This window comes from Serratia sp. Tan611 (genome assembly GCF_905188235.1).
Classification (GTDB): Bacteria; Pseudomonadota; Gammaproteobacteria; order Enterobacterales; family Enterobacteriaceae; genus Serratia_B; species Serratia_B rhizosphaerae.
Map to the genome: position 1 here is coordinate 4,700,996 of NZ_LR994655.1, position 22,352 is coordinate 4,723,347.

The window sequence follows — 22,352 nt, forward strand, 5'->3', positions numbered from 1 at the left end:
CAGAAGGAAAGGGCTATGGTTTCACAACAAAAACAGCTTGATGTCATCTGTCTCGGCCGCATCGCCGTCGATTTCTACGCGCAGCAAATCGGCGCACGCCTGGAAGACGCCAGCACGTTTGCCAAATACCTCGGCGGATCTTCCGGCAACGTTGCCTACGGCACGGCGATTCAGGGGCTGAAGTCCGGCATGCTGGCCCGCGTCGGCGATGAACATATGGGGCGTTTCCTACGTGAAGAGCTTCAGCGTGTGGGGGCGGACACCCGCTGCCTGATCACCGACAAGCAGCGGCTGACCGGGCTGGTGATCCTCGGCATCAAGGATCAGGAAACCTTCCCGCTGATTTTCTACCGTGATAACTGCGCCGATATGGCGTTAACGCCTGACGACATTGATGAGTCCTACATCGCCTCGTCACGTGCGCTGGCAATTACCGGCACCCATCTGTCCCACCCCAACACGCGCGCCGCCGTGCTGCAGGCGCTGGAGTACGCGCATCGCCACGGGCTGCGCAAGGCGCTGGACATTGACTACCGTCCGGTGCTGTGGGGCCTGACGTCGCTGGGCGACGGCGAAACGCGCTTTGTCGAATCGGACAAGGTCACGCGCGAACTGCAGGAGGTATTGCACCACTTTGACCTGATCGTCGGCACGGAAGAGGAATTTCATATTGCCGGCGGCAGCACCGATACGCTGACCGCTCTGGCCAACGTACGCAAAGTCAGCCAGGCGACGCTGGTATGTAAACGCGGCGCACAAGGGTGCTCGGTATTTGAAGGGGCTATCCCGAGCGATTGGCAGGCGGTAAAACTGCACTGCGGCGTGCGGGTTGAAGTGCTTAACGTGCTCGGCGCCGGCGACGCCTTTATGTCCGGCCTGCTGCGCGGCTATTTGAATGACGAGGGCTGGGATCAGGCGTGCCGCTACGCCAACGCCTGCGGTGCGCTGGTGGTATCGCGCCACGGCTGCGCCCCGGCGATGCCGACCAGGCGCGAACTGGACGATTACCTGGCACGCGAGCAGCAGGTGCCGCGCCCCGATCGCGATGCGCGCCTGAACCACCTGCACCGCGTCACCACGCGCAAGCAACAGTGGCCGGAACTGTGCGTCTTCGCCTTTGACCACCGCAAACAGCTGGCAGATATGGCGCGCGAAGCCGGCGTAGGTGAAGAACGCATTCCACAGTTGAAATCCCTGCTGCTGACCGCCGCCAAAGAGGCGGCAGACGAGGCGGGCCTGCAGGGCAACAGCGGTATTCTGGCCGACACCACTTACGGCCAGGCCGCGCTGAATGAAATCACCGGTGAAGGATGGTGGATTGGCCGTCCGATCGAGCAGCCCAGCTCACGTCCGCTGCGTCTGGAACATGGCAACATCGGCTCTCAGCTGGTCGACTGGCCGCTGGAACACGTGGTGAAATGCCTGGTGTTTTATCATCCCCACGATCCCGTCGAACTGCGCAACGAGCAGGATGCGCTGATTAATGACGTCTATCAGGGATGTTGCAAAACCGGCCATGAACTGCTGCTTGAAGTGATTTTACCCGAGGACAGCAGCGATAAAGATGAAAGTTACTACCTGGAAATCATGGCGCACTTCTATCAGTTAGGGATAAAACCCGACTGGTGGAAACTGCCGCCGCTGAGCGCAGCAAGCTGGCGCCAGGTCGGCGAGCTGATCGAAGCCGCCGATCCCGACTGCCGCGGCGTGGTCATTCTGGGCCTGGACGCGCCGGAAGACGCGCTGAAGGCCGGCTTTGCCGCCGCCGCCGATGAGCGCTGGGTGAAAGGGTTTGCGGTAGGCCGTACCATTTTCGGCCAGCCGTCACGCCTCTGGCTGCAGGGTGAGCTAGATGATTCTTCTTTAATTGCGCAGGTTAAACAGAAATATCTTACTCTGATCGGTTTCTGGCGGTTATATCGTCCACAACGCGATGGTGTAACCCACCACCCTTAAAACGACATCCTCCGGCCCCTTAAAGCATGTTTACGACTTTAGGGGGCTTTTTTTGCCCATTTTCTGTGAACTAACGCAACCTGCGTTGAAATAAATCGCTTTTTGATGAAATGAAACTTCCGCTCCGTCTGTTAGAATGACGAATAAATACTCCAGGCGCAGGCCTCTTAGCGCTTTAGCCAATATTGTGAGCCGAATGGATGAATAACCCAACTCAACTTTCGCTATTACAAGACGAAATCCGCCACCGTTACGAAACGCTCAGCAAACGTCTGAAACAGGTCGCGCGTTATATTCTGGATAACAGCAACAGCATTGCGTTCGACACCGTGGCCTCCATCGCCGCACAGGCCAGCGTTCCGCCGTCAACCCTGATCCGCTTTGCCAACGCCTTTGGCTTCAGCGGCTTCAATGAAATGAAACAGGTTTTTCGTCAGCACCTGATGGAAGAGACGGTTAACTATACCGAGCGCGCCCGCCTGTTCCGCCAGACCTCTACAGACGACAACGCCGCGCCGGAAAACCCGGCTGAAATTCTCAACGTGTTCACCATGGTGAATGCGCAGGCGTTGCAGCAACTGCCGGCGCAAATCGACGGCGCGCAGCTGGAGAAGGCGGTAGAACTGCTGAAAAATGCAGAGAATATTTACGTGATTGGCCTGCGCCGCTCGTTCAGCGTCGCCTCCTACCTGACCTATGCCCTGCGCCACCTGGAGCGCCGCGCCTTCCTGATTGACGGCCTGGGCGGCATGTTTACCGAGCAGCTCGGCATGGTGAAGCCAAAAGACGTGGTGATCGCCATCAGCTATTCGCCCTACGCCAGAGAAGCGCTGGAATTGGTGGAGCTGGGCGCCAAACAGGGCGCGCAGCAAATCGCCATTACCGACAGCCAGGTAAGCCCGCTGGCGGCCTTTAGCGACGTGTGTTTTGTGGTCCGGGAAGCGCAGGTAGATGGTTTCCGTTCGCAGGTCGCGTCAATGTGTCTGGCGCAGACGCTGGCCGTTTCGCTGGCGCTGAATAACGCTAAAGACGCATAAATGCGTAAAGGGCGAACACCTGGTTCGCCCCCTTTTGCCATCGCCGTCACCTTTGTGGCGATGCGGCTATTTCTGCGGGTAGTCATCACCGTTAATCCAGGCGTGATCTTTTTCCCAGGTAAATTTCCACAGGCGCTTTGGACCGGCCATCACGTTAAGGTAGTAGTTATCGTAACCGGCCAGGGTCGCCACCGGATGATAACCACGCGGCACCTTCACCACATCGCGGTTATACACCGGCATACACTCGTCCAGTGAGCGGTCGTCCGTGTACACGCGCTGCATGCAGAACCCCTGTTCCGGCTCAATGCGGTGGTAATAAGTCTCTTCCAGATAGGTTTCATCCGCAGAATCTTCCTGATCGTGCTTATGGCTGGGGTAGGAGCTGGTATTGCCCTCGTCGGTGTATACCTCCACCACCAGCAGGCTGTCCGCCGGCTTATCGTCCGGCAAGATATTGTGCACCAGCCGCTGGTTGCGCCCTTTGCCACGCCGTTCAACACCCACGTCCGCCGGCGTAATCAGGCGCGAAGGCAAATGCCCGCTTCCCGGCGCGCTGCATACTGCCAGTTCCAGCTCGCTTTCGGCCCGCACGATAACCTGGTCGTGATGCGGCACATAAACCGCATAGGGCGGCGTCCGCTCAAACGGACTCATACGTTTGCCGATATGGGGATATTCGGCATGCTGCGTCGCAACGGAGGCAATGCCGGCCACCAATACCAGGCACAGCTCTTTATCGTCGCTGCTCAGCGTCAGCGTTTTCCCCGCCTCAAGGCGATAGACGTCAAAACCGACAAAACGCCAGTCGGCGTTTTCCGGCGTAACATGCTGAATACGCCCCTGGCTATCGGGCGGCTGGCATTTCGCAAGCAATGAAGACATGAAACCCTCCTGTTACCGTCAAGACAACCCGCCAGGTGCAATACCGTCGGCGCGTATGTCCGTTGCTTATCGCAACAGGCGCGGCTTTACTCTGCTTGAGCCGCGCCTGCATATGGTTGATCAGCCTAAGGTCGGCATACTGTATTCAGACACCGTCTGCTGGCCGGAAGGCCAGCGCGCCGTCGCCGTCTTCATACGCGTATAGAAACGCACGCCGTCGGCACCGTGTACGTTGAGCGCGCCGAACACCGAACGCTTCCAGCCGCCAAAGCTATGGAATGCCATCGGCACCGGCACAGGTACGTTGACCCCGACCATACCGGCCTGCACCTCATGCACGAACTGGCGCGCATAGTGGCCGTTGCTGGTAAAGATGGCGCTGCCGTTGCCGAACTCATGGCCGTTCACCGTGTCGATCGCTTCCTGATAGCTGGCGACGCGCACAATCCCCAGCACCGGCCCGAAGATCTCTTCACGGTAGATGCGCATCTGCGGCGTAACGTGATCAAACAGCGTGCCTCCCACGTAATAACCGTCCGGATGCCCCGGCACGCTGTAGTTGCGGCCGTCCGCCACCAGAGTCGCGCCTTCCTCGACGCCCACATCAATATAGCCCAGAACTTTCTGCTGGTGCGCAGAAGAGACCAACGGCCCCATTTCGTTTTCTTCGCCGCCCTGCTGCAGGCCAGGCCCGACGCGCAGCTGAGCGATCAGCGGTTTCAATTTGGCAATCAGCTTATCCGCAGTGTCGTCACCGACCACCACCGCAATCGGCAGCGCCATACAGCGTTCGCCGGCGGAACCAAATGCCCCGCCCATCAGGGCATTCACCGTGGCGTCCAGATCGGCATCCGGCATGATAATCGCCTGATTTTTCGCGGCGCCGAAGGCCTGCACGCGCTTGCCGTGGGCGCTGGCGGTGGTGTAGATATGCTCGGCGACGGTGGAAGAGCCAACAAAGCTTACTGCCTGGATCTGCGGATCTGTGCACAGCTGCGCGGCATTTTCATTGCCGCAGTGCACCACGTTAAAGACGCCGTCCGGCAGGCCGGCCTCTTTCAGTAGCTCCGCCATACGCACCGATGCCGACGGCGCCAACGCCGGCGGCTTTAGCACGAAGGTGTTGCCGCAGGCCAGCGCAATCGGGAACATCCACATCGGCACCATCGCCGGGAAGTTGAACGGGGTAATGCCGGCCACCACGCCCAGCGGCTGCATCAGGGAAAAACTGTCGACGCCGGTGCCAACGTCGGCGGAATATTCCCCTTTCATCAGGTGCGGAATGCCGCAGGCGAACTCCACGACTTCCATGCCGCGCGTCAGTTCGCCCAGCGCGTCCGAATATACTTTGCCGTGCTCGCTGACGATCAGCTGCGCCAGCTCTTCCCGATGCTGTTCCAACAGCGCTTTGAAATTGAACATGATGCGTGCGCGGCGCAGCGGGGTGGTTCGCGACCAGCCGGCAAACGCCCGGTGCGCGACATCGATCGCCTGTTTAACCTCGGCGGCGGTGCTTTGCGTTACCTGACACTCAACCTGCCCGGTCGCCGGGTTATGCACGTCTACGCTTTGATTGCTGCTGCTCGGACAAACCTGCCCGTCGATAAAGTTACCCACGATTTTCATGTTCCACCCTCTTTTCAACATGCCGCGATGACCAGGAGAGCCTCCAGATAGCGCGATGTCTTACGGCACCCGCAGACAGGCTAAGCCCTGGTCGAATGAAGTAAACCTTATTCCATTGAAAAAAAAGTTTCAAATAAAACGTTTTGGAAATTTTATTTTTAGCGTGGCCGATCGCAATTTTTTAGGTAACGCTACGCCGCGATGTGCAACCGATGGGAAAGCGCCCTGTCCCGCCAGACGGCATGAAAACCCTTAACATCACCCGCTAATGCCCGCTGAAGCGGTCGGTTTTCTTGCCTTTCGCTTCGCAATAAATGGGTATGCGATTTTTCTTTTCTAACGATTTTTTTGAACTGCGTCTAAAAATCAATATTTCATTATTCCACAAATATGAAATAAATGTTCTTCTCAGACCTGAATTACCCGAATAAACACGCCTTGATGACAGGCACGGTTCACACCTTCCGCCCGCCTTCCCCCTACAACACGCATTGCGAGCGGAAATATGGATAAAAATCGGAGCAACATATGTCACATCAGCGAAAACATAATACAGGGTACGTACTGCGTATATGCGGCATTGCGGCGCTCGGCGGTATTTTGTTCGGCTATGACACCGCCGTGATCTCCGGCGCCATCGAGGCGCTGAAAGCCTATTTCCACCTCACCCCGGCAGAAACCGGCTGGGCGGTGTCCAACGTGGTACTCGGCTGCGTGCTGGGCGCATTCGGCGCCGGTCCGCTGGCCGGCCGCTACGGACGCAAGAAAGCGCTGGTGCTGGCGGCGCTGTTGTTCACTATTTCCGCCATCGGCGCCGCGCTGGCCGAGACTTTCACCTGGTTTGTCATCTACCGCATGATCGGCGGTCTGGCGGTAGGCATCGCCGCCACCGTCTCCCCAATGTATATGTCAGAGGTCTCCCCAAAAGACATGCGCGGGCGGGCGCTGAGCATGCAGCAGTTTGCCATCGTGTTTGGCCAGATCCTGATCTTTTACGTCAACTTTAAAATCGCCAGTTATGCCTCGGAAGCCTGGCTGATCGATATGGGCTGGCGTTGGATGATTGGTTCGGAAGTGGTGCCCTGCATTCTGTTCTGCATTCTGGTGTTTATCATCCCTGAATCACCGCGCTGGAACGTGATGGCAGGCCAGGAAGACAAGGCACTGGCGACGCTGACTCTCGTCTCCAACGAAGCCCACGCGCGCAACGTGCTGAAAGAAATCAAGGAATCCCTGCGGCAAGACCTGCAACAGGCCAAGCAAAAGCTGAGTTACCGGGACAAACGCGTGCGTTTCATCCTGTTCGTCGGCTGCATGGTCGCCATGCTGCAGCAGGTCACCGGCGTCAACGTAATGATGTACTACGCCCCCGTAGTGCTGAAAACCGTCACCAGCAACGCGCAGGAAGCCCTGTTCCAGACCATCTGGATCGGCGTGCTGCAACTGGTCGGCTCGGCGATCGGCGCGCTGCTGATGGACCGCATCGGCCGCCTGCCGCTGATGCGCTTCGGCACTCTGGGCGCCATTATTGGTCTGTTGATCACCTCCTACGCACTCTATAGTGAAACCACCGGTTACTTCGCCCTGTTCGGCATGCTGTTCTTTATGTTGTTCTACGCGCTCTCCTGGGGTGTCGGCTGTTGGGTGCTGATCTCCGAAATATTCCCGAACCGGATGCGTTCAGAGGGCATGAGCATCGCCGTCGGCTGTATGTGGGTCGCCAACTTCGCCGTCTCGCAAACCTTCCCGATGATCAACGACAACCCTTACCTGTTCTCCACCTTCCACGGCGCCTTCCCGATGTGGGTATTCGCCGCCTGCTGTATGTTCAGCTACTGGTTTATCTGCCGTTTCGTACCGGAAACCAAAGGCGTATCGCTGGAAAAAATGGAGCAGGTGGTGATGGCCAAACGCTACCGCCAGCCTGTAGCCACGGCCGAATCCTTATCGTTACCCAATGAAAAACCCTAACCTTCACTTTTGGGAGTCAGACACCATGGCCATTGCGCTGGATCGCTTCTGTATCAATCGAAAAATAGCCCCGAATCTCGATCTGGAGCGTTTTTTCCAACTGGTAAAAAAATGCGGCCTCAACAAGGTTGAGTTGCGCAACGATATGCCCAGCGGCAAAGTGACCGATGATTTAAGCAATGAGCAGCTCAATGCGCTGGCAGCGAAATACGGCATTGAAATTATCACCATCAATGCGCTCGGCATGTTTAACCTGCTGGATGACCAAGAGACGCTGCTTGGCAATGCGCAAGCGCTGCTGGCGCAGGCGCAGGCCATTCACAGCAAGGCGCTGGTACTTTGTCCGCACTGCAGCAAGGACGATCGCCGCAGCGATGAGCAAAAGCAGCAGGATACGCTGGCTGCGCTGCAACTACTGGCGCCGCTGTTCCAGCGCTACGGCGTTGAGGGCTATGTGGAGCCGCTCGGCTTCGGCATCAGTTCCCTGCGTTCGTCCCTGCTGAGCCAGGCGATTATCCGCGATGCCGGCGCACCCTATAAGATCGTACTGGACACTTTCCACCATTACCTGAGCGCACCAGCTCAGCAAGAATTCGATGCGCAGATCCAAATCGATCGGATCGGTCTGGTGCACCTTTCCGGCGTCGAGGATCCTCGCGCCAAAGAGACGCTGGGCGATGAGGAGCGCATTATGCTGAGCGAACGGGATCGTCTGGAGAGTAAAAAACAGGTGCAGAATCTGGAGCGCCTGGGCTACCGGGGCATTTACGCCTTCGAGCCATTCTCTTCGCAGCTGAACGGCTGGACGGAAGCGGATATCGAACGGGAAATTCGCCAAAGCATCGCGCTGCTGCAGGCGCCGTAGCCGATAAAATAACGGCCTCTTGCCAGAGGCCGTACGCGGTTTTACTTCAGCGTGGTCACCACCAGCTGGTGGCGCTGGTTATAAAACTTACGATATGCCAGATAGCAGGCGATAATGGTCGACAGACTGGCGGTAGACAGCAGCATAAACGTCACCATAATCTGGTATTTGATCGCCTTCACCGGATCGATACCGGCAAAGATCAAACCGGACATCATGCCCGGCAGGCTGACCAGCCCCACCGTTTTTGCCGAATCAATGGTCGGGATCAGCGATGCGCGAATGCTGTCGCGAATCAGCGCAGCGGACGCAAACTTCGGCGAGGCGCCCAGGCTGAGCATTTCCTGGATCTTCTGCTGCTCGCTTTTGAAACGCTGCCCCAGATTGTTGTAACACAGCCCGACCGCCACCATGGCGTTACCGGCGATCATGCCGGAAATCGGAATCACCTGCATCGGCGTAAATTCTATCGAGCCGGTCAACACCAGCACGATCAGCGTCAGCGCCGCGCCGGTGGTTATGGCGATAAACGAAGTGACAAAAGCATGCTCAATATACTTGCTGCGTTTTTTGGCGTTGTAAGCCGCATTGAAGCAGATAAACAGCACCATCAGCACCGTCAGTGCTTCGTTATTCAAGGCGAAAATATACTTCAGCACGTAGCCGACAATAATCAGCTGCACCACCGCCCGGCAGATGCTCCAGATAATATCCTTTTCCAACGCCAGCTTTTCTTTATGGCTGATTAAAATCGCCACCAGCACCAGAATCATCGACAACCCCAGTGATTCATTCGTGATGTTATGCTGGTTCATTGGCCGTCTCCCGTGCCCGATGCGCCTGTAGCTCGATAATATCGTCGGCATGCGCAATTTCATCCCGGTCGTGTGTTACCCACAGCACGGCCATATCCTGCTGCTCGACCAGCTGGCGGATTATTTCGTTAACGTTATGCTTATTTTCTTCATCCAGCGCGCTGGTGATTTCATCCAACAGCAGGACTTTAGGCACAAACTGCAGGTTGCGGATCAGCGAAATCCGCTGTTTCTCACCGCCGGACAGTTCGTTAATGCTCTTTTGCAGCAGGCTCTCCGGCAGCATAAAGCGCCGCAGATCCTGCTTCATTTTTTCCTCATCCGGTTTGACGCGGCGAATCTGGTAAGGCAGTGCCAGGTTGTCAAACACCGAGCTGCCAAACAGCGCCGGCGTTTGGAAGCAGTAGGAAACCTGCTGACGATAATGTTCGGGCGACAGTTCGTTAATATTCTTGCCGTCAAAGATAATAGCGCCGCGGGTTGGGCTAATCAGTGAGGAAACTATTTTCAACAGCGTACTTTTCCCGCAGCCGGAGGGGCCGGTGATCAGCTTGAACTCACCGGATTTGAGCGTCAAAGAGACCGAATCCAGAATGACCGAGTCATCTATTTGATAATGGATATCATCCAATATCAGTACGTTATTACCTTCCTTCATTATGACTCCATTCATTGCGCACGATGAATGGTCAGTATAGGGTGCCGGAAATCCACCAGGCAAATCGCGATCAACAAACACAATGAGAGTTTGCGCCGAACGATAACCTGCACCAGCCGATGCTTCCTCCGGCGCAGGCGCAGTAACGGCTCGCCCCGTCAGCCTTCCCCGTTCTGCGGCAGTTTGGCAATCACCTTGATTTCAAACTGGAAACCATAAAGCCAGGTAACGCCGACGGCGGTCAGGGTCGGGTGCGGCGCGCTGCCCCAATACTGCGGCACCACGTCCCACACGGTGCGAAAGGTGGATTCCGGATCCACCATAAAGACGGTGACGTCGATAACATCATCAAAAGAGCAACCGGCGGCCTGCAGCACCGCATTCAGATTGCCGAAAGCACGATGCACCTGCGCCGTCAGGTCAGGTTCCGGTGAGCCGTCCTCGCGGCTGCCAACCTGGCCTGATACAAACAGCAGGCCATTGGCGCGAATCGCCGGGGAATAATGGTTACGTTCATACAGTGCCTGACGCCCTGCGGGGAATACCACATCTCGCTTCGCCATGATCGATCTCCTGTGCGGGTTTATTCACCAAAAGTTGAGTGAACAAAAACTTTAAAGTCCGCCGCCCGGCGAATAAACTGGCAAAATCCGCCATCACTGTTTGCAAAGCGCAAACAATCCGGAGGTCCTCAGGCAATATGGATCGATTCGATGCAATGCAGGCCTTTGTCCGCGTGGTGGACAGCGGCAGCTTTACCAAAGCCGCTGAAACCCTCCATATCAGCAGAACAACGGTGACCCAGCTGGTTCAGCAACTGGAAGCGCGGCTGCGCGTCAAATTGCTCAACCGCACCACCCGTCGGGTGCATCTCACCGCCGACGGCGCCGCCTATTATGAACGTGCGGTACGGCTGCTGGCCGACCTGGATGATGCAGAAACCAGCCTGTCCGGCGCAGCCGCCGCGCCGCGCGGACGGCTGCGGATCGATGTGCCCAGCCCGCTGGCGCGGATGATTTTGGTGCCGGCGCTTCCCGACTTTCACGCGCAATACCCGGATATTCAGATTGATATGGGCGTCAGCGATCGCATCGTGGATTTAATTGGCGAACAGGTAGACTGCGTAGTGCGCGGCGGAGAAATCAGCGACCAGTCCATGGTGGCCCGTCACGTGGCGGATCTGCAGCTTGGCGCCTATGCCACACCATCCTATCTGGCGCAGGCCGGCGTGCCCGCGCATCCGCGCGAACTGGAAGATAGCCATCACCGCATCGTGGGGTTTCTCTGGGCGCGCAGCGGCAAGCCGCTGCCCTACGCCATGCGCCGCGGTGAGGAACAGGTGAAGGTTCACGGGCGCTATATCCTCGCCGTTGATGACGGCAATGCCTATCTGACCGCCGGCCTGGCGGGGCTGGGCATCCTGTGGCTGCCCGATTATATGGCCGCCCCCTCGCTGGCCCGTGGCGAACTGACCCCGCTGTTTACCGACTGGCGGTTTGAACCGATGCCGCTCTATATCGCCTTTCGCCCCAACCGGCACGTCAGCGCCAAACTGCGCGTATTTATTGATTGGGTAGTGGCGCTGATGGCTCAACAGGCGTCGCCGCCACACTCCATTTAACGGGGAATAGCCGCCAGCGCTTGCGCACAGGCCCAGGCGGAGCTCCATGCCCACTGGAAATTGTAACCGCCCAGCCACCCGGTCACGTCCACCACTTCGCCGATAAAGTACAGCCCTGGCACCTTACGCGCCTCCATGGTCTTGGACGACAGCTCGCGGGTATCGACACCGCCCAGCGTCACTTCTGCCGTGCGGTAACCTTCCGTGCCATTGGGTTGCACCCGCCATTGCTGCAGGCTATCCACCAGCTCGGCCTGCTGAGCCGGGGTCAGTTGCTTCAGGGTCGCTTCCGGCAACTGTCCCAGCGTTTGCAAAAACTCAACCAGACGTTTCGGCAGCTGCAGCGCCAGCGTATTTTTCAGGCTCTGGTTAGGGTGAGCCTGGCGCTGCTGATCCAGGAAGCCCGCCAGATCGAGGTCAGGAAGTAAGTTAACACTCACATACTCACCAGGCTGCCAATAGCTGGAAATCTGCAGCACCGCCGGGCCGGACAGGCCGCGATGGGTAAACAGGATGGCTTCCCGGAACAGCGTACCGTCTGCCGCCGTTACGCTGGCCGGCACCGAGACGCCGGACAACGTCTGTGATTGCTCCAGCAGCGGTTTATGCAGGGTAAAAGGCACCAGCCCGGCGCGGGTAGGCAACACATTAAGACCAAACTGTTCAGCCAGCTTATAGCCGAACGGTGACGCGCCCAGCCCCGGCATGGAAAGTCCGCCGCTGGCCACCACAAGTGAGCGTGCGCTTACTTTCTCGCCATTCAGCGTCAGTTCAAAGCCGTCGTCGTGTTTTTCCACCTGCAGCACTTCACTGCGCAGGCGTAGCGTGACCTGGCCCAGCTCACACTCTTTCACCAGCAGATCGACCACCTGCTGCGCCGAGTCGTCGCAAAACAGCTGACCCAGAGTTTTCTCATGGTAAGCCACACCGTAGCGGTTAATCAGGTCGATAAAGTCCCACTGGGTGTAGCGCGCCAGCGCGGATTTGCAGAAATGGGGATTATTGGACAGGTAGGCCGCCGGTTCGGCGTACATATTGGTGAAGTTACAGCGTCCGCCGCCCGACATCAGAATTTTACGCCCTGGCTTTTTGCCGTTGTCGAGTAGCAGCACCCGGCAACCCTGCTGCCCTGCCTGCGCCGCACAAAACATTCCCGCCGCGCCCGCGCCGATAACGACTACATCAAACTGTTCCACCTGAGCCTCTCTGAGTTAAACCACAATCACGACAAAAGCGCGCCATTTTACGCTATTTCGCCGCCACTCACCGCTAAATTCATCGTAGTTATGTGTAAATTACGACCTGCGCCAGCGCCGTCGTAAGAAAATGTTATAATCGGTAAATCCATGTAACATCATGATATTTATTTGATTTGCACAGAGATAGTGCCTGTTCGGGCACAATGAAATCAAAAAAACGTCATATTTTTCTTTTCCCCGCCCCCTGTTGTCACGGATAATGCGCGGCGTTCATGTCCACAAACCTGGCGTAACGCTTATGTTGCATTTGTTCGCTGGCCTGGATTTCCATACCGGCCTGATGTTAATACTCGCACTGCTGTTCGTATTGATGTACGAAGCCATCAACGGCTTTCATGATACGGCCAATGCGGTTGCTACCGTGATCTATACCCGTGCTATGCGCTCGCAACTTGCGGTCGTAATGGCGGGCGTGTTTAACTTCCTTGGCGTAATACTCGGCGGTTTGAGTGTTGCCTACGCCATTGTCCACCTGCTGCCAACCGATCTGTTGCTGAACGTCAGTTCCGCGCACGGATTAGCCATGGTGTTCTCCATGCTATTGGCGGCAATCGTCTGGAACCTCGGCACCTGGTATTTCGGTCTGCCGGCCTCCAGCTCCCATACGTTGATTGGCGCCATTATCGGTGTCGGCCTAACCAACGCTCTGGTTACCAACACCTCCATGGTGGATGCACTTAACGTCCCGAAAATGATCAGTATTTTCCTGTCATTGATCTTCTCCCCGCTGGTGGGGATGATGGTCGCCGGGCTGATGGTGTTTATGCTGCGCCGTTACTGGAGCGGAACCAAAAAACGCAAGCGTATTCATATGACGCCGGCCGAACGCGAAAAAGTTGACGGTAAGCGCAAGCCGCCGTTCTGGACGCGTATCGCGCTGATTCTGTCCGCCGTCGGCGTAAGCTTCTCACACGGCGCCAATGACGGTCAGAAAGGCATCGGTTTGATCATGCTGGTGCTGATCGGCGTAGCGCCGGCCGGCTTTGTGCTCAATATGAATGCAACCGGCTATGACATCACCCGTACCCGTGATGCCGTCAGCCATCTGCAGCAGTATTACCAGCAGCATCAGGCGTCGCTGGCGCATGTCGTCGCCATCACGCCGCTGGTGCCGACGCCGGAAGAAACGCCGGCCAGCAACGCGCCGCAAGAGTTCCACTGCGACACGTCACGCGCCATGCCGGCCATCAACCATGCGTCCGGCCTGCTGAAAGACCTGCAAAGTTATGACCAGCTGAACGTGGAGCAACGCAGCCAGCTGCGTCGCCTGCTGATGTGCGTGACGGATACCGCAGATAAGGTCGCCAAGCTGCCGGAAACCTCAGCGGAAGACAAACGCTTCCTGAACAACCTGCGTCAGGATCTGCTGCAGACCGTGGAATATGCGCCGCTGTGGATCATTGTCGCCGTTGCGCTGGCGCTGTCTCTCGGCACCATGGTGGGCTGGAAACGCGTCGCGACCACCATCGGCGAGAAAATCGGTAAGAAGGGCATGACCTACGCGCAAGGCGTATCGGCTCAGATGACCGCCGCGCTGTCGATCGGCGTCGCCAGCTACACCGGCATGCCGGTTTCCACCACCCACGTGCTCTCCTCGGCGGTAGCCGGGACCATGATCGTGGATGGCGGCGGCGTGCAGAGCAAAACCGTGAAGAGCATCGCTCTGGCCTGGGTGTTAACCCTGCCGATTTCGATTCTGCTGTCCGGTTCTCTGTACTGGCTGGCGCTGAAGCTGATCTGAGTCAGCGAACCCAGAATACAAGGCGGCCTCAGGGCCGCCTTTTTTATTGGCATCAGTACCAGATAGCCATGGCGATCAGGCTGATCACCACCAGCCCGCACAGGGCGGAGGTCAGCATAAACTGCCGGCGCACCCGCTCGCAGCGGCGGATAAACTCCGGGTCGTGATGATCGCTATAGCGCTGCGCATAGATATAGCGCACCAGGCGCAGCTGCTTGCTCGGCTGGCCATGGGCGGTAAAGAAACCGCCGCCGTCAACATACTGGTACAACAAGGGGTCGCAACCGCGCAGCACCACCAGCAGCGCGCGCAGGGAAGAGTAATAGCGCACCATGTTTACCACACATACCACACACAAAGCCCAGAACAGCGCGACGGTACTGATCATGATTCCCCCTCAAGGCGTTGCGATCCACGGCAACCCGCCGGAGCCAACGACCCTACTTCATATCCAATACGACTGATGACCGATAGTGATACCGCTCAGGCATCGCCCTCCATCGGCGACGCCCCATCGATACGCAAACGCATATTGAGACAAGGTACGGCGCACAGAGGAAGGGTGAGGCCTATAACATTATTGTAGGATAACGAAACGTAAACGTAGCCGGACAGACAGGGAAAATTTAGCGCGGCCGGCGCGTTACCCGCCACCGCCGGCCATGCTCGCCGACGCTCAAAACGCCATTCGGGACTATACTTGCTCTAAGAACGCTTATAATTCAAACGCTCAAGGGCGAAATACCCCCTGAATAAATAGGATTTTTAGCCCGATAGGTGTAAAACTAACAGGGTGAAAATAGCAAGACTGAGTGAAGCATTGCGCTGTGATCGGCCCGACATATCATTGCGTTAGCGTAATGATATGATGCAGGCAGACGCCAAACCATGGCGGAGAAAACAACGGCGCCAGGCTGGCGCGCGGAATGCCTGCTACCCTTTAATCGGCATTATATGGAAGGAGTATTCTCATGGCTTACAAACACATTCTTATCGCGGTAGACCTCTCCCCGGAAAGTAAAATTCTGGTCGAAAAAGCAGTTTCCATGGCGCGGCCGTACAATGCCAAAGTCTCCTTGATCCACGTCGATGTTAACTATTCCGATCTGTATACCGGCCTGATCGACGTTAATCTGGGCGATATGCAAAAGCGCATCTCCGAAGAAACCCACAATGCGCTGACCGAGCTGTCACAAAACGCCGGCTACCCCATCACCGAAACCCTGAGCGGCAGCGGCGATCTGGCGCAGGTGCTGGTGGACGCCATCAAGAAATACGATATGGATCTGGTGCTGTGCGGCCACCATCAGGACTTCTGGAGCAAGCTGATGTCTTCCGCCCGCCAGCTGATCAATACCGTACATATCGATATGCTGATTGTGCCGTTGCGCGATGAAGAGGATGAAGACGCCTAAGCTCAACGCCTCACACCGGTCAAAAAGCCCACAAATTGTGGGCTTTTTCGTTTCTACAGGAATTAATCGCTTGATAAACAAGCGCCACCCGGTGATATAGTCAAGTCAGACACAACATCTTCCCCCATGACGTTAAATCAATAGCAATAACCGGGGGCATTAATTTAGAAGGAGCTATCTATGGAACAGGGCGCATCGCTCGAATCCTTTCTTGCCGCATTACAGCAGCAAAACCCTTATCAGGACGAATATCTGCAGGCGGTACGCGAAGTGTTTACTTCGCTGTGGCCGTTTATCGAACGCAACCCGCGTTATCGGGAATATGCACTGCTGGAACGCCTGGTCGAACCGGAACGCGTGATTCAGTTCCGCGTCAGCTGGATGGACGACGCCGGCCGCGTGCAGGTCAACCGCGCCTGGCGCGTGCAGTTCAACTCGGCCATCGGGCCGTACAAGGGCGGCATGCGTTTTCATCCGTCGGTGAACCTGTCGATTCTGAAGTTCCTCGGCTTTGAACAGACCTTCAAGAACGCACTGACCACGCTGCCGATGGGCGGCGGCAAAGGGGGATCGGACTTCGACCCCAAAGGCAAAAGTCAGGGCGAGATCATGCGTTTCTGCCAGGCGCTGATGAGCGAGCTATACCGTCACCTGGGGCCGGATACCGACGTACCGGCCGGTGACATTGGCGTTGGCGGACGCGAAGTCGGCTTTATGACCGGCATGATGAAAAAGCTGTCCAACAACACCGCCTGCGTGTTTACCGGCAAGGGGCTTTCCTTCGGCGGCAGCCTGATCCGGCCGGAGGCCACCGGTTACGGTCTGGTGTACTTCACCGATGCAATGCTGAAACGCCACGGGCTGAGCTTTGAGGGGATGCGCGTTGCGGTATCCGGCTCCGGCAACGTGGCGCAGTACACCATCGAGAAGGCGCTGGCCTTCGGCGCCCGTGTAGTGACCGCCTCCGACTCCGGCGGCACCGTGGTGGACGACGCCGGCTTTACCACCGAGAAGCTGGCGCATCTGGCGGAAATCAAGAACCAGCGTTACGGCCGGGTGGAGGACTACGCCCGCGAACGCGGCCTGACCTATCTGCCCGGCGAGCAGCCGTGGAGCGTCCCGGTAGATATCGCGCTGCCGTGCGCCACCCAGAACGAACTGGACCTGAGCGCCGCCAAGATGCTGATCCATAACGGCGTGCAAGCGGTCGCCGAGGGCGCCAATATGCCGACCACCATTCAGGCCACCGACGCCTTCCTGGACGCCGGCGTGCTGTTCGCGCCGGGCAAGGCGGCCAATGCCGGCGGCGTCGCCACCTCCGGGCTGGAGATGGCGCAAAACGCCGCACGCCTCGGCTGGCGGGCGGAAAAAGTCGACATACGCCTGCAGCACATCATGGCGGATATTCATCACGCCTGCGTGGAGTATGGCGGCGAAGGCAAACAGACCCATTACGTGCGCGGCGCGAATATCGCCGGCTTTGTCAAAGTGGCGGAGGCGATACTGGCGCAAGGGGTGCTGTAACGTAACATCCCGCTCATTGATGCCGGCGCTACCGCCGGCATTTTTTTACCCCGCGTCAGGCCTGATTCAGCGCGGCAATAATCACCAGCTGGTCCTGCAGCTGTTTTTGCAGCGCCGGATCGCCGGCCGTCTTCAGTTGCGCTTTCAGCTCGGCCTCTTTGCGTAAACGCGCCTGCGTGTCGCTGAACGTCAGCCCTTTCACGTTAATCGACGCCACATTGCTGTAACGCCCGTCCGCCGTGGTCGGCACGCTGATCCTGCCGTCATTCAGCAGTTTTTCGACGATTTTACGCTGCTTTTCGTAGCCATTCAGCCCAAGAAGCTGCCAGCGCTGCACCGCTTGCCCCTGATACCGCCCTTTTTTCACTTCGGTCAGATAGCGGATGGTGAGATTACGGATCGTCCCCGCCTCCTCGCCGTACTCCTGCTTGCTGTCCGACAGCACCGGGAAGCGCATACCCTCCAGCGCACCGCCCTGCTGCGTCAGGTGCCCCATGCGGTAGCTGTTCATCCCCAGACGAATCGGCGTACTGTCGGTCACCGGCGTGCCGTCGGCCATTTTCAGGTCGACAATGCGCTGCCCCGCCGGCTGACGCAGATCTATCTTGTAGGTCACGCCGTCAAAGAAATCATTGGTGGAATACTTGGACGCCCGGCGCTGCGGGTTAAAGCTGTAGGTGACATCGCCGTTGTGCAGCTGGTTGAAATAGCCGGCGGACCATTCCATATATTTCTTCAGCTCTTTGCCGGTCATCTGGTAGACGGTGATTTCACCGCCGGCATATTGATAGTTGAAGGCGATATCTTTGGCGGCGATGGTGCCGACGTTCAGTTTCGGCCGGTCGTTATCAATCTGCAGCGCAATCACCTCAGCCTGCGGCGCATAGTAACGGCTGGCCTCCTGATACAGCTTGCTGATGCCGGTATCCTGCACGTGCACCTGCGGAATGCCCTTGACCGCGTCCGGCGGCACCAGATCCTGCCCCGTCAGCTGGGCGATCGGCCGGTTGGCGTTGGCGCGCAGGATCTTGTGGTACGGCTGATAGATAGCTTCCAGCTGTTCGTCTGACGCCGTGCCCTGAATAGGATAGGTGTAGCTGTCTTTATTGATCAGCACAAACTTGCCGTTATGCCGTTCAAACTGCAGATCGATCCGCGACAGCGCGCGGCCATATTTATCCGGTTCGGTCACGATCACGCCGTTGATCACCGCCTTATCGACCTTCACATGCATATGCCCGGCGACGATCGCCGCCAGTTCCGGATTGGCGCGCGCAATATCACCCACGCCGGTGCCCGGCCGCTGGTTTTCATTATCGATGCCCATGTGCGCCACCAACACCATGGCGTCAACCTCACCCTGGATCTGTTGGATCACCTGTTTTACCGCCTGTACCGGATCGGTAAAATTCACCCCCTTAAGGCGATCGGTACCCTTGGCAAACTCGGCGGTCATCGGCGTATCCATGCCGATAATGCCGATCTTCACCCCCTGCCGCTCAACGATCTTGTAGGCCGGTAAATAGGGCTTGCCGCTGTCCCACAGGATATTGCCTGCCAGCGCCGTGCCTTTGAACTGGTTAAGCGAGGTGGACAGCGGCTGCAGGCCGAAATCAAATTCATGGTTGCCCATTACCCAGACGTCATAGTCCAGCGCGTTAAAACCCAGGATCATCGGGCTGGTTTTGTCGTTCTTAAACGTTTCGACAAAATTGCCCTGAATGGTGTCGCCTGCATCCACCAGAATCACGTTCGGCTGCTGCGCACGCACGTTGCGCACCTGGGTGGCGATTTGGCTCAGGCTGCCGGCCAGGTTTTCGCTGTCGGTGGCGTAGTCCCAGGGCACAAAGGTGCCGTGCAGATCGGAGGTGCCCAGAATGGTGATATTGACCGGCTCGGCGGCCATCGCGGTGCTGCCCAGGCAAAGCAACAGGGAAAGGAGCGTCTTTTTCATAATTCCATTTACTGCGAGTGGGATGACATTAGCTGGCAGCATGCGATCGGGTTTGTGCTTTTTCCAGCAGGTTTTCAGATTGATGCAAAGAAATGAGAGGTAGATCGAGTAGGAAAGGCCCGGTTCACCGGGCCGTTTACTGACGGCAAAAACCGCTACAGCGGCATATAGATATCGAAACGGTGGTTTTTAGTTACCGTCGCAGCATGCGCCGGCACCGCCGCCAGCGGCGGCGCGTAGTCGGGGCGTTTCACCACAATGCGTTTGGTCGCCAGACGCCGCGCCGGCTCCAGCAGGCCGTCAGCGTCATCATCGCTGCCCACCAGCGACTGAAACACCCGCATCTCTTTTTTCACCAACGCGCTCTTCTGCTTGTGCGGGTACATCGGATCGAGATACACCACTTCCGGCCGCGGGCTGAGATCGGACAACGCCGTCAGGCTGGAGGCATGCAGCAGCGTCAGCCGCTCCCGCAGCCACGGGCCGATTTCCGCATCCTGATAGCCGCGCTGCAGGCCGTCATCCAGCAGTGCCGCCACCACCGGATTGCGCTCCAGCATCCGCACCCGGCAGCCGAGCGCCGCCAGTACAAAGGCGTCGCGCCCCAGCCCGGCGGTGGCGTCCACCACGCTCGGCAGGTAGCTGCCCTTGATGCCGACCGCCTTGGCCACCGCCTCGCCGCGCCCGCCGCCGAAGCGGCGACGGTGCGCCATCGGGCCGGAGACAAAGTCCACGTAGATCGCCCCCAGTTTCGGCTCGTCGCGCTTGCGCAACTCCAGCCGTTCCGGAGTCAGCACCAGCGCCATCTGCGCCTCGTCGTCCGAGGTCAGCTGCCAACGCTCGGCCAAAACAGACAAGGCGCCGGGATCGGCGCCTGCTTCACACAATAAACACACGCTCACGTGTCTGGTTATCCTTTAATGCCGTAATGGCGCAGCATAGCATCCAGCTGCGGCTCGCGGCCACGGAAGCGCTTGAACAGTTCCATCGGCTCTTCCGAACCGCCGCGCGACAGGATGTTATCCAGGAAGGCGCTGCCGGTTTCGGCGTTGAAGATCCCCTCTTCCTCGAAGCGCGAATAGGCATCCGCCGACAGCACTTCCGCCCACAGATAACTGTAGTAGCCCGCCGCATAGCCGCCGGCAAAGATATGGCTGAAGGCATGTGGGAAGCGGCCCCAGCTCGGCGACGGCACCACGGCGACCATTTTCTTCACTTCGGCCAGCAGCGGCAGGATCTGCGCGCCGGTTGCCGGGTCATATTCGTAGTGCATACGGAAGTCGAACAGGCCGAACTCCAGCTGGCGCAGGATAAACAGCGCCGCCTGGTAGTTTTTGGCTTCCAGCAGCTTGTCGAGCAGCGCTTTCGGCAGCGGCTCGCCGGTTTCATAGTGGCCGGAGATAAACGCCAGCGCTTCCGGCTCCCAGCACCAGTTTTCCATAAACTGGCTCGGCAGCTCGACCGCATCCCACGGCACCCCGTTGATGCCGGCGACGCCGGCGGTGTCGATCTCCGTCAGCATATGGTGCAGGCCGTGGCCGAACTCATGGAACAGCGTGGTCACTTCGTTATGGGTAAACAGCGCCGGCTTGTCGCCCAGCGGACGGTTGAAGTTACAGGTCAGGTAGGCGACCGGCTTTTGCAGCTCGCCGTCCGCCTTACGCAGTTTGCCGACGCAGTCATCCATCCAGGCGCCGCCGCGCTTGTGCTCGCGCGCATACAGATCCAGATAGAAGCTGCCGCGCAGCGAGCCGTCGGCGTCAAACAGGTCAAAGAAACGCACTTCCGGATGCCAGGTATCAACGCCCTGACGCTCTTTGGCGGTGATGCCGTAGATACGCTTCACCACCTCGAACAGCCCGTCCACCACGCGTTGCTCCGGGAAGTAAGGACGCAGCTGCTCATCGCTGATGGAGAACAGGTGCTGTTTCTGTTTTTCGCCGTAGTAGGTGATGTCCCAGGCCTGCAGTTCATCGACGCCGTAGTGCTGTTTGGCGAAGGCGCGCAGCTGCGCCAGCTCCTGCTCCGCCTGCGGGCGGGCGCGCTTGGCAAGATCGCTCAGGAAGTCGATCACCTGCTGCGGGTTTTCCGCCATTTTGGTCGCCAGCGATTTATCGGCGTAGGTGTCAAAGCCCAGCAGCTGCGCCAGCTCATGGCGCAGCGCCAGCGTTTCCGCCATCACCGCGCTGTTATCCCATTTCCCGGCGTTCGGCCCCTGATCGGAGGCGCGGGTGGTAAAGGCGCGGTACATCTCTTCACGCAGCGCCTGGCTGTCGGCATAGGTCATTACCGGCAGGTAGCTCGGCATGTCCAGCGTCAGCAGCCAGCCCTGTTGCTCTTTGGCCTGCGCCATCGCCTGCGCCTGCGCCAGCGCGCTTTCCGGCAGGCCGCTTAATTCGGTTTCATCGGTAATCAGCTTGCTCCAGCCCATGGTGGCGTCGAGCACGTTGTTGCTGTAGGTCGAGCCCAGCTCGGACAGGCGCGCGACGATTTCACCGTAGCGCTGCTGTTTTTCCGCCGGCAGGCCGATGCCTGACAGCTCAAAGTCGCGCAGCGCGTTTTCCACCGCTTTACGCTGCGGTACGCTCAGCTGCGCAAAGCCGTCGCCCTCTTTCAGGTTGCGATAGGCCTGATACAGCCCTTCGTGCTGGCCGACCCAGGTGCCGTACTCAGACAGCAGCGGCAGCGCCTGTTCGTAAGCTTCACGCAGCTCCGGACTGTTTTTCACCGAGTTCAGATGGCCGATCGGCGACCAGATGCGCGACAGGCGATCGTCCACTTCCGCCAGCGGTTGCACCAGGTTGTCCCAGGTGAACGGCCCCGGCTGCGCCACCACCCGCTCAACTTCAGCGCGGCAATCGGCCAGTGCGGATTGCACCGCCGGCACAATATCTTCCGGACGGATAGCGGAGAACGGCGGCAGGGAAAACGGTGTCAGCAACGGATTTGTCATAGGGCAGTCCTGATTATCGTTGGGGCCGGCCACGCCTGGCCGGCCTGAAAATGCGTGTGTAAGGATTAACAT

The 22,352-nt window shown here is 58.2% G+C and carries 18 protein-coding genes; 8 read left to right on the plus strand and 10 right to left on the minus strand.

Going from position 1 to position 22,352, the window contains the following annotated elements; genetic code table 11:
- Nucleotides 1–15: 15 nt before the first annotated feature.
- Nucleotides 16–1,956, plus strand: coding sequence for a 5-dehydro-2-deoxygluconokinase (iolC, locus tag TAN611_RS22235; protein WP_105232969.1), 1,941 nt, complete (start codon nucleotides 16–18; stop codon nucleotides 1,954–1,956).
- Between the two features lie 200 nt (nucleotides 1,957–2,156).
- Entirely contained in the window at nucleotides 2,157–2,993 is an 837-nt protein-coding gene (locus tag TAN611_RS22240; protein ID WP_105232970.1) for a MurR/RpiR family transcriptional regulator, read from the plus strand.
- A 66-nt stretch (nucleotides 2,994–3,059) separates the two neighbouring features.
- Here TAN611_RS22240 and iolB read toward each other — a convergent pair whose 3' ends face one another.
- Nucleotides 3,060–3,878: a 5-deoxy-glucuronate isomerase gene (gene iolB / locus TAN611_RS22245; protein ID WP_105232971.1), complete on the minus strand. Its 819-nt coding sequence runs from the start codon at nucleotides 3,876–3,878 to the stop codon at nucleotides 3,060–3,062.
- Between the two features lie 120 nt (nucleotides 3,879–3,998).
- Nucleotides 3,999–5,504, minus strand: a complete 1,506-nt coding sequence (locus tag TAN611_RS22250; RefSeq protein ID WP_105232972.1) for a CoA-acylating methylmalonate-semialdehyde dehydrogenase — start codon at nucleotides 5,502–5,504, stop codon at nucleotides 3,999–4,001.
- 528 nt (nucleotides 5,505–6,032) lie between these two features.
- On the opposite strand from TAN611_RS22250, the gene TAN611_RS22255 reads away from it, so the two are divergent.
- Both TAN611_RS22255 and TAN611_RS22260 read left to right on the plus strand, forming a co-directional pair.
- A complete protein-coding gene (locus TAN611_RS22255; protein WP_105232973.1) occupies nucleotides 6,033–7,475 on the plus strand; it encodes a sugar porter family MFS transporter in 1,443 nt (480 codons plus the stop codon).
- A 25-nt stretch (nucleotides 7,476–7,500) separates the two neighbouring features.
- Nucleotides 7,501–8,340, plus strand: a complete 840-nt coding sequence (locus tag TAN611_RS22260) for a TIM barrel protein (protein WP_111737921.1) — start codon at nucleotides 7,501–7,503, stop codon at nucleotides 8,338–8,340.
- A gap of 41 nt (nucleotides 8,341–8,381) precedes the next feature.
- Here the strand turns inward: TAN611_RS22260 and fetB are convergent, their stop codons facing one another.
- The 3 genes from fetB to TAN611_RS22275 all read right to left on the minus strand — a co-directional run bounded on the left by fetB (nucleotide 8,382) and on the right by TAN611_RS22275 (nucleotide 10,376).
- Nucleotides 8,382–9,155 (minus strand): iron export ABC transporter permease subunit FetB, encoded by a 774-nt coding sequence (gene fetB / locus TAN611_RS22265; RefSeq protein WP_015962249.1) that lies wholly within the window; start codon nucleotides 9,153–9,155, stop codon nucleotides 8,382–8,384.
- Nucleotides 9,142–9,813, minus strand: a complete 672-nt coding sequence (gene fetA / locus TAN611_RS22270; RefSeq protein ID WP_203067007.1) for an iron ABC transporter ATP-binding protein FetA — start codon at nucleotides 9,811–9,813, stop codon at nucleotides 9,142–9,144. Before fetA ends, fetB begins: the two co-directional genes overlap by 14 nt.
- A gap of 158 nt (nucleotides 9,814–9,971) precedes the next feature.
- Entirely contained in the window at nucleotides 9,972–10,376 is a 405-nt protein-coding gene (locus tag TAN611_RS22275) for a RidA family protein (RefSeq protein WP_203067008.1), read from the minus strand.
- A gap of 137 nt (nucleotides 10,377–10,513) precedes the next feature.
- On the opposite strand from TAN611_RS22275, the gene TAN611_RS22280 reads away from it, so the two are divergent.
- The gene (locus tag TAN611_RS22280; RefSeq protein WP_203067009.1) at nucleotides 10,514–11,434 is read left to right on the plus strand and encodes a LysR family transcriptional regulator; all 921 of its coding nucleotides are present in this window, start codon (nucleotides 10,514–10,516) and stop codon (nucleotides 11,432–11,434) included.
- On the opposite strand, the gene TAN611_RS22285 is transcribed toward TAN611_RS22280, so the two are convergent.
- Complete coding sequence (locus TAN611_RS22285) at nucleotides 11,431–12,630, minus strand: NAD(P)/FAD-dependent oxidoreductase (RefSeq protein WP_203067010.1); 1,200 nt, start codon at nucleotides 12,628–12,630, stop codon at nucleotides 11,431–11,433. The two genes, TAN611_RS22280 and TAN611_RS22285, sit on opposite strands and share 4 nt — an antisense overlap.
- A 301-nt stretch (nucleotides 12,631–12,931) precedes the next feature.
- On the opposite strand from TAN611_RS22285, the gene pitA reads away from it, so the two are divergent.
- Entirely contained in the window at nucleotides 12,932–14,434 is a 1,503-nt protein-coding gene (gene pitA / locus TAN611_RS22290; RefSeq protein WP_105232993.1) for an inorganic phosphate transporter PitA, read from the plus strand.
- 52 nt (nucleotides 14,435–14,486) lie between these two features.
- Here the strand turns inward: pitA and uspB are convergent, their stop codons facing one another.
- On the minus strand, nucleotides 14,487–14,822 hold the full coding sequence (gene uspB, locus TAN611_RS22295) for a universal stress protein UspB (RefSeq protein ID WP_105232994.1): 336 nt from the start codon (nucleotides 14,820–14,822) through the stop codon (nucleotides 14,487–14,489).
- A 583-nt stretch (nucleotides 14,823–15,405) separates the two neighbouring features.
- Here uspB and uspA point away from each other — a divergent pair.
- Both uspA and gdhA read left to right on the plus strand, forming a co-directional pair.
- Complete coding sequence (gene uspA, locus TAN611_RS22300; RefSeq protein WP_015962256.1) at nucleotides 15,406–15,849, plus strand: universal stress protein UspA; 444 nt, start codon at nucleotides 15,406–15,408, stop codon at nucleotides 15,847–15,849.
- Nucleotides 15,850–16,029: 180 nt separating this feature from the next.
- Nucleotides 16,030–17,373 (plus strand): NADP-specific glutamate dehydrogenase, encoded by a 1,344-nt coding sequence (gene gdhA, locus TAN611_RS22305; protein WP_203067011.1) that lies wholly within the window; start codon nucleotides 16,030–16,032, stop codon nucleotides 17,371–17,373.
- A 55-nt stretch (nucleotides 17,374–17,428) separates the two neighbouring features.
- Here the strand turns inward: gdhA and TAN611_RS22310 are convergent, their stop codons facing one another.
- The 3 genes from TAN611_RS22310 to prlC form a co-directional block, all read right to left on the minus strand.
- Nucleotides 17,429–19,327 carry a bifunctional UDP-sugar hydrolase/5'-nucleotidase gene (locus TAN611_RS22310; RefSeq protein WP_203067012.1) on the minus strand — a complete coding sequence of 633 codons (1,899 nt, stop codon included), beginning with the start codon at nucleotides 19,325–19,327 and terminating at the stop codon, nucleotides 17,429–17,431.
- Nucleotides 19,328–19,482: 155 nt separating this feature from the next.
- Entirely contained in the window at nucleotides 19,483–20,229 is a 747-nt protein-coding gene (gene rsmJ / locus TAN611_RS22315) for a 16S rRNA (guanine(1516)-N(2))-methyltransferase RsmJ (RefSeq protein WP_105232997.1), read from the minus strand.
- Nucleotides 20,230–20,237: 8 nt separating this feature from the next.
- A complete protein-coding gene (prlC, locus tag TAN611_RS22320) occupies nucleotides 20,238–22,280 on the minus strand; it encodes an oligopeptidase A (RefSeq protein WP_111737930.1) in 2,043 nt (680 codons plus the stop codon).
- Nucleotides 22,281–22,352: the final 72 nt, after the last annotated feature.

Excerpts from the sequence above, each read along its gene's own strand:
- uspA (WP_015962256.1), top strand. The coding sequence starts at position 15,406 with ATGGCTTACAAACACATTCTTATCGCGGTAGACCTCTCCCCGGAAAGT.
- TAN611_RS22310 (WP_203067012.1), bottom strand. The coding sequence starts at position 19,327 with ATGAAAAAGACGCTCCTTTCCCTGTTGCTTTGCCTGGGCAGCACCGCG.
- pitA (WP_105232993.1), top strand. The coding sequence starts at position 12,932 with ATGTTGCATTTGTTCGCTGGCCTGGATTTCCATACCGGCCTGATGTTA.
- fetA (WP_203067007.1), bottom strand. The coding sequence starts at position 9,813 with ATGAAGGAAGGTAATAACGTACTGATATTGGATGATATCCATTATCAA.
- TAN611_RS22250 (WP_105232972.1), bottom strand. The coding sequence starts at position 5,504 with ATGAAAATCGTGGGTAACTTTATCGACGGGCAGGTTTGTCCGAGCAGC.
- TAN611_RS22280 (WP_203067009.1), top strand. The coding sequence starts at position 10,514 with ATGGATCGATTCGATGCAATGCAGGCCTTTGTCCGCGTGGTGGACAGC.
- gdhA (WP_203067011.1), top strand. The coding sequence starts at position 16,030 with ATGGAACAGGGCGCATCGCTCGAATCCTTTCTTGCCGCATTACAGCAG.
- fetB (WP_015962249.1), bottom strand. The coding sequence starts at position 9,155 with ATGAACCAGCATAACATCACGAATGAATCACTGGGGTTGTCGATGATT.
- iolB (WP_105232971.1), bottom strand. The coding sequence starts at position 3,878 with ATGTCTTCATTGCTTGCGAAATGCCAGCCGCCCGATAGCCAGGGGCGT.
- TAN611_RS22240 (WP_105232970.1), top strand. The coding sequence starts at position 2,157 with ATGAATAACCCAACTCAACTTTCGCTATTACAAGACGAAATCCGCCAC.
- uspB (WP_105232994.1), bottom strand. The coding sequence starts at position 14,822 with ATGATCAGTACCGTCGCGCTGTTCTGGGCTTTGTGTGTGGTATGTGTG.
- TAN611_RS22255 (WP_105232973.1), top strand. The coding sequence starts at position 6,033 with ATGTCACATCAGCGAAAACATAATACAGGGTACGTACTGCGTATATGC.
- prlC (WP_111737930.1), bottom strand. The coding sequence starts at position 22,280 with ATGACAAATCCGTTGCTGACACCGTTTTCCCTGCCGCCGTTCTCCGCT.
- iolC (WP_105232969.1), top strand. The coding sequence starts at position 16 with ATGGTTTCACAACAAAAACAGCTTGATGTCATCTGTCTCGGCCGCATC.
- TAN611_RS22260 (WP_111737921.1), top strand. The coding sequence starts at position 7,501 with ATGGCCATTGCGCTGGATCGCTTCTGTATCAATCGAAAAATAGCCCCG.
- TAN611_RS22275 (WP_203067008.1), bottom strand. The coding sequence starts at position 10,376 with ATGGCGAAGCGAGATGTGGTATTCCCCGCAGGGCGTCAGGCACTGTAT.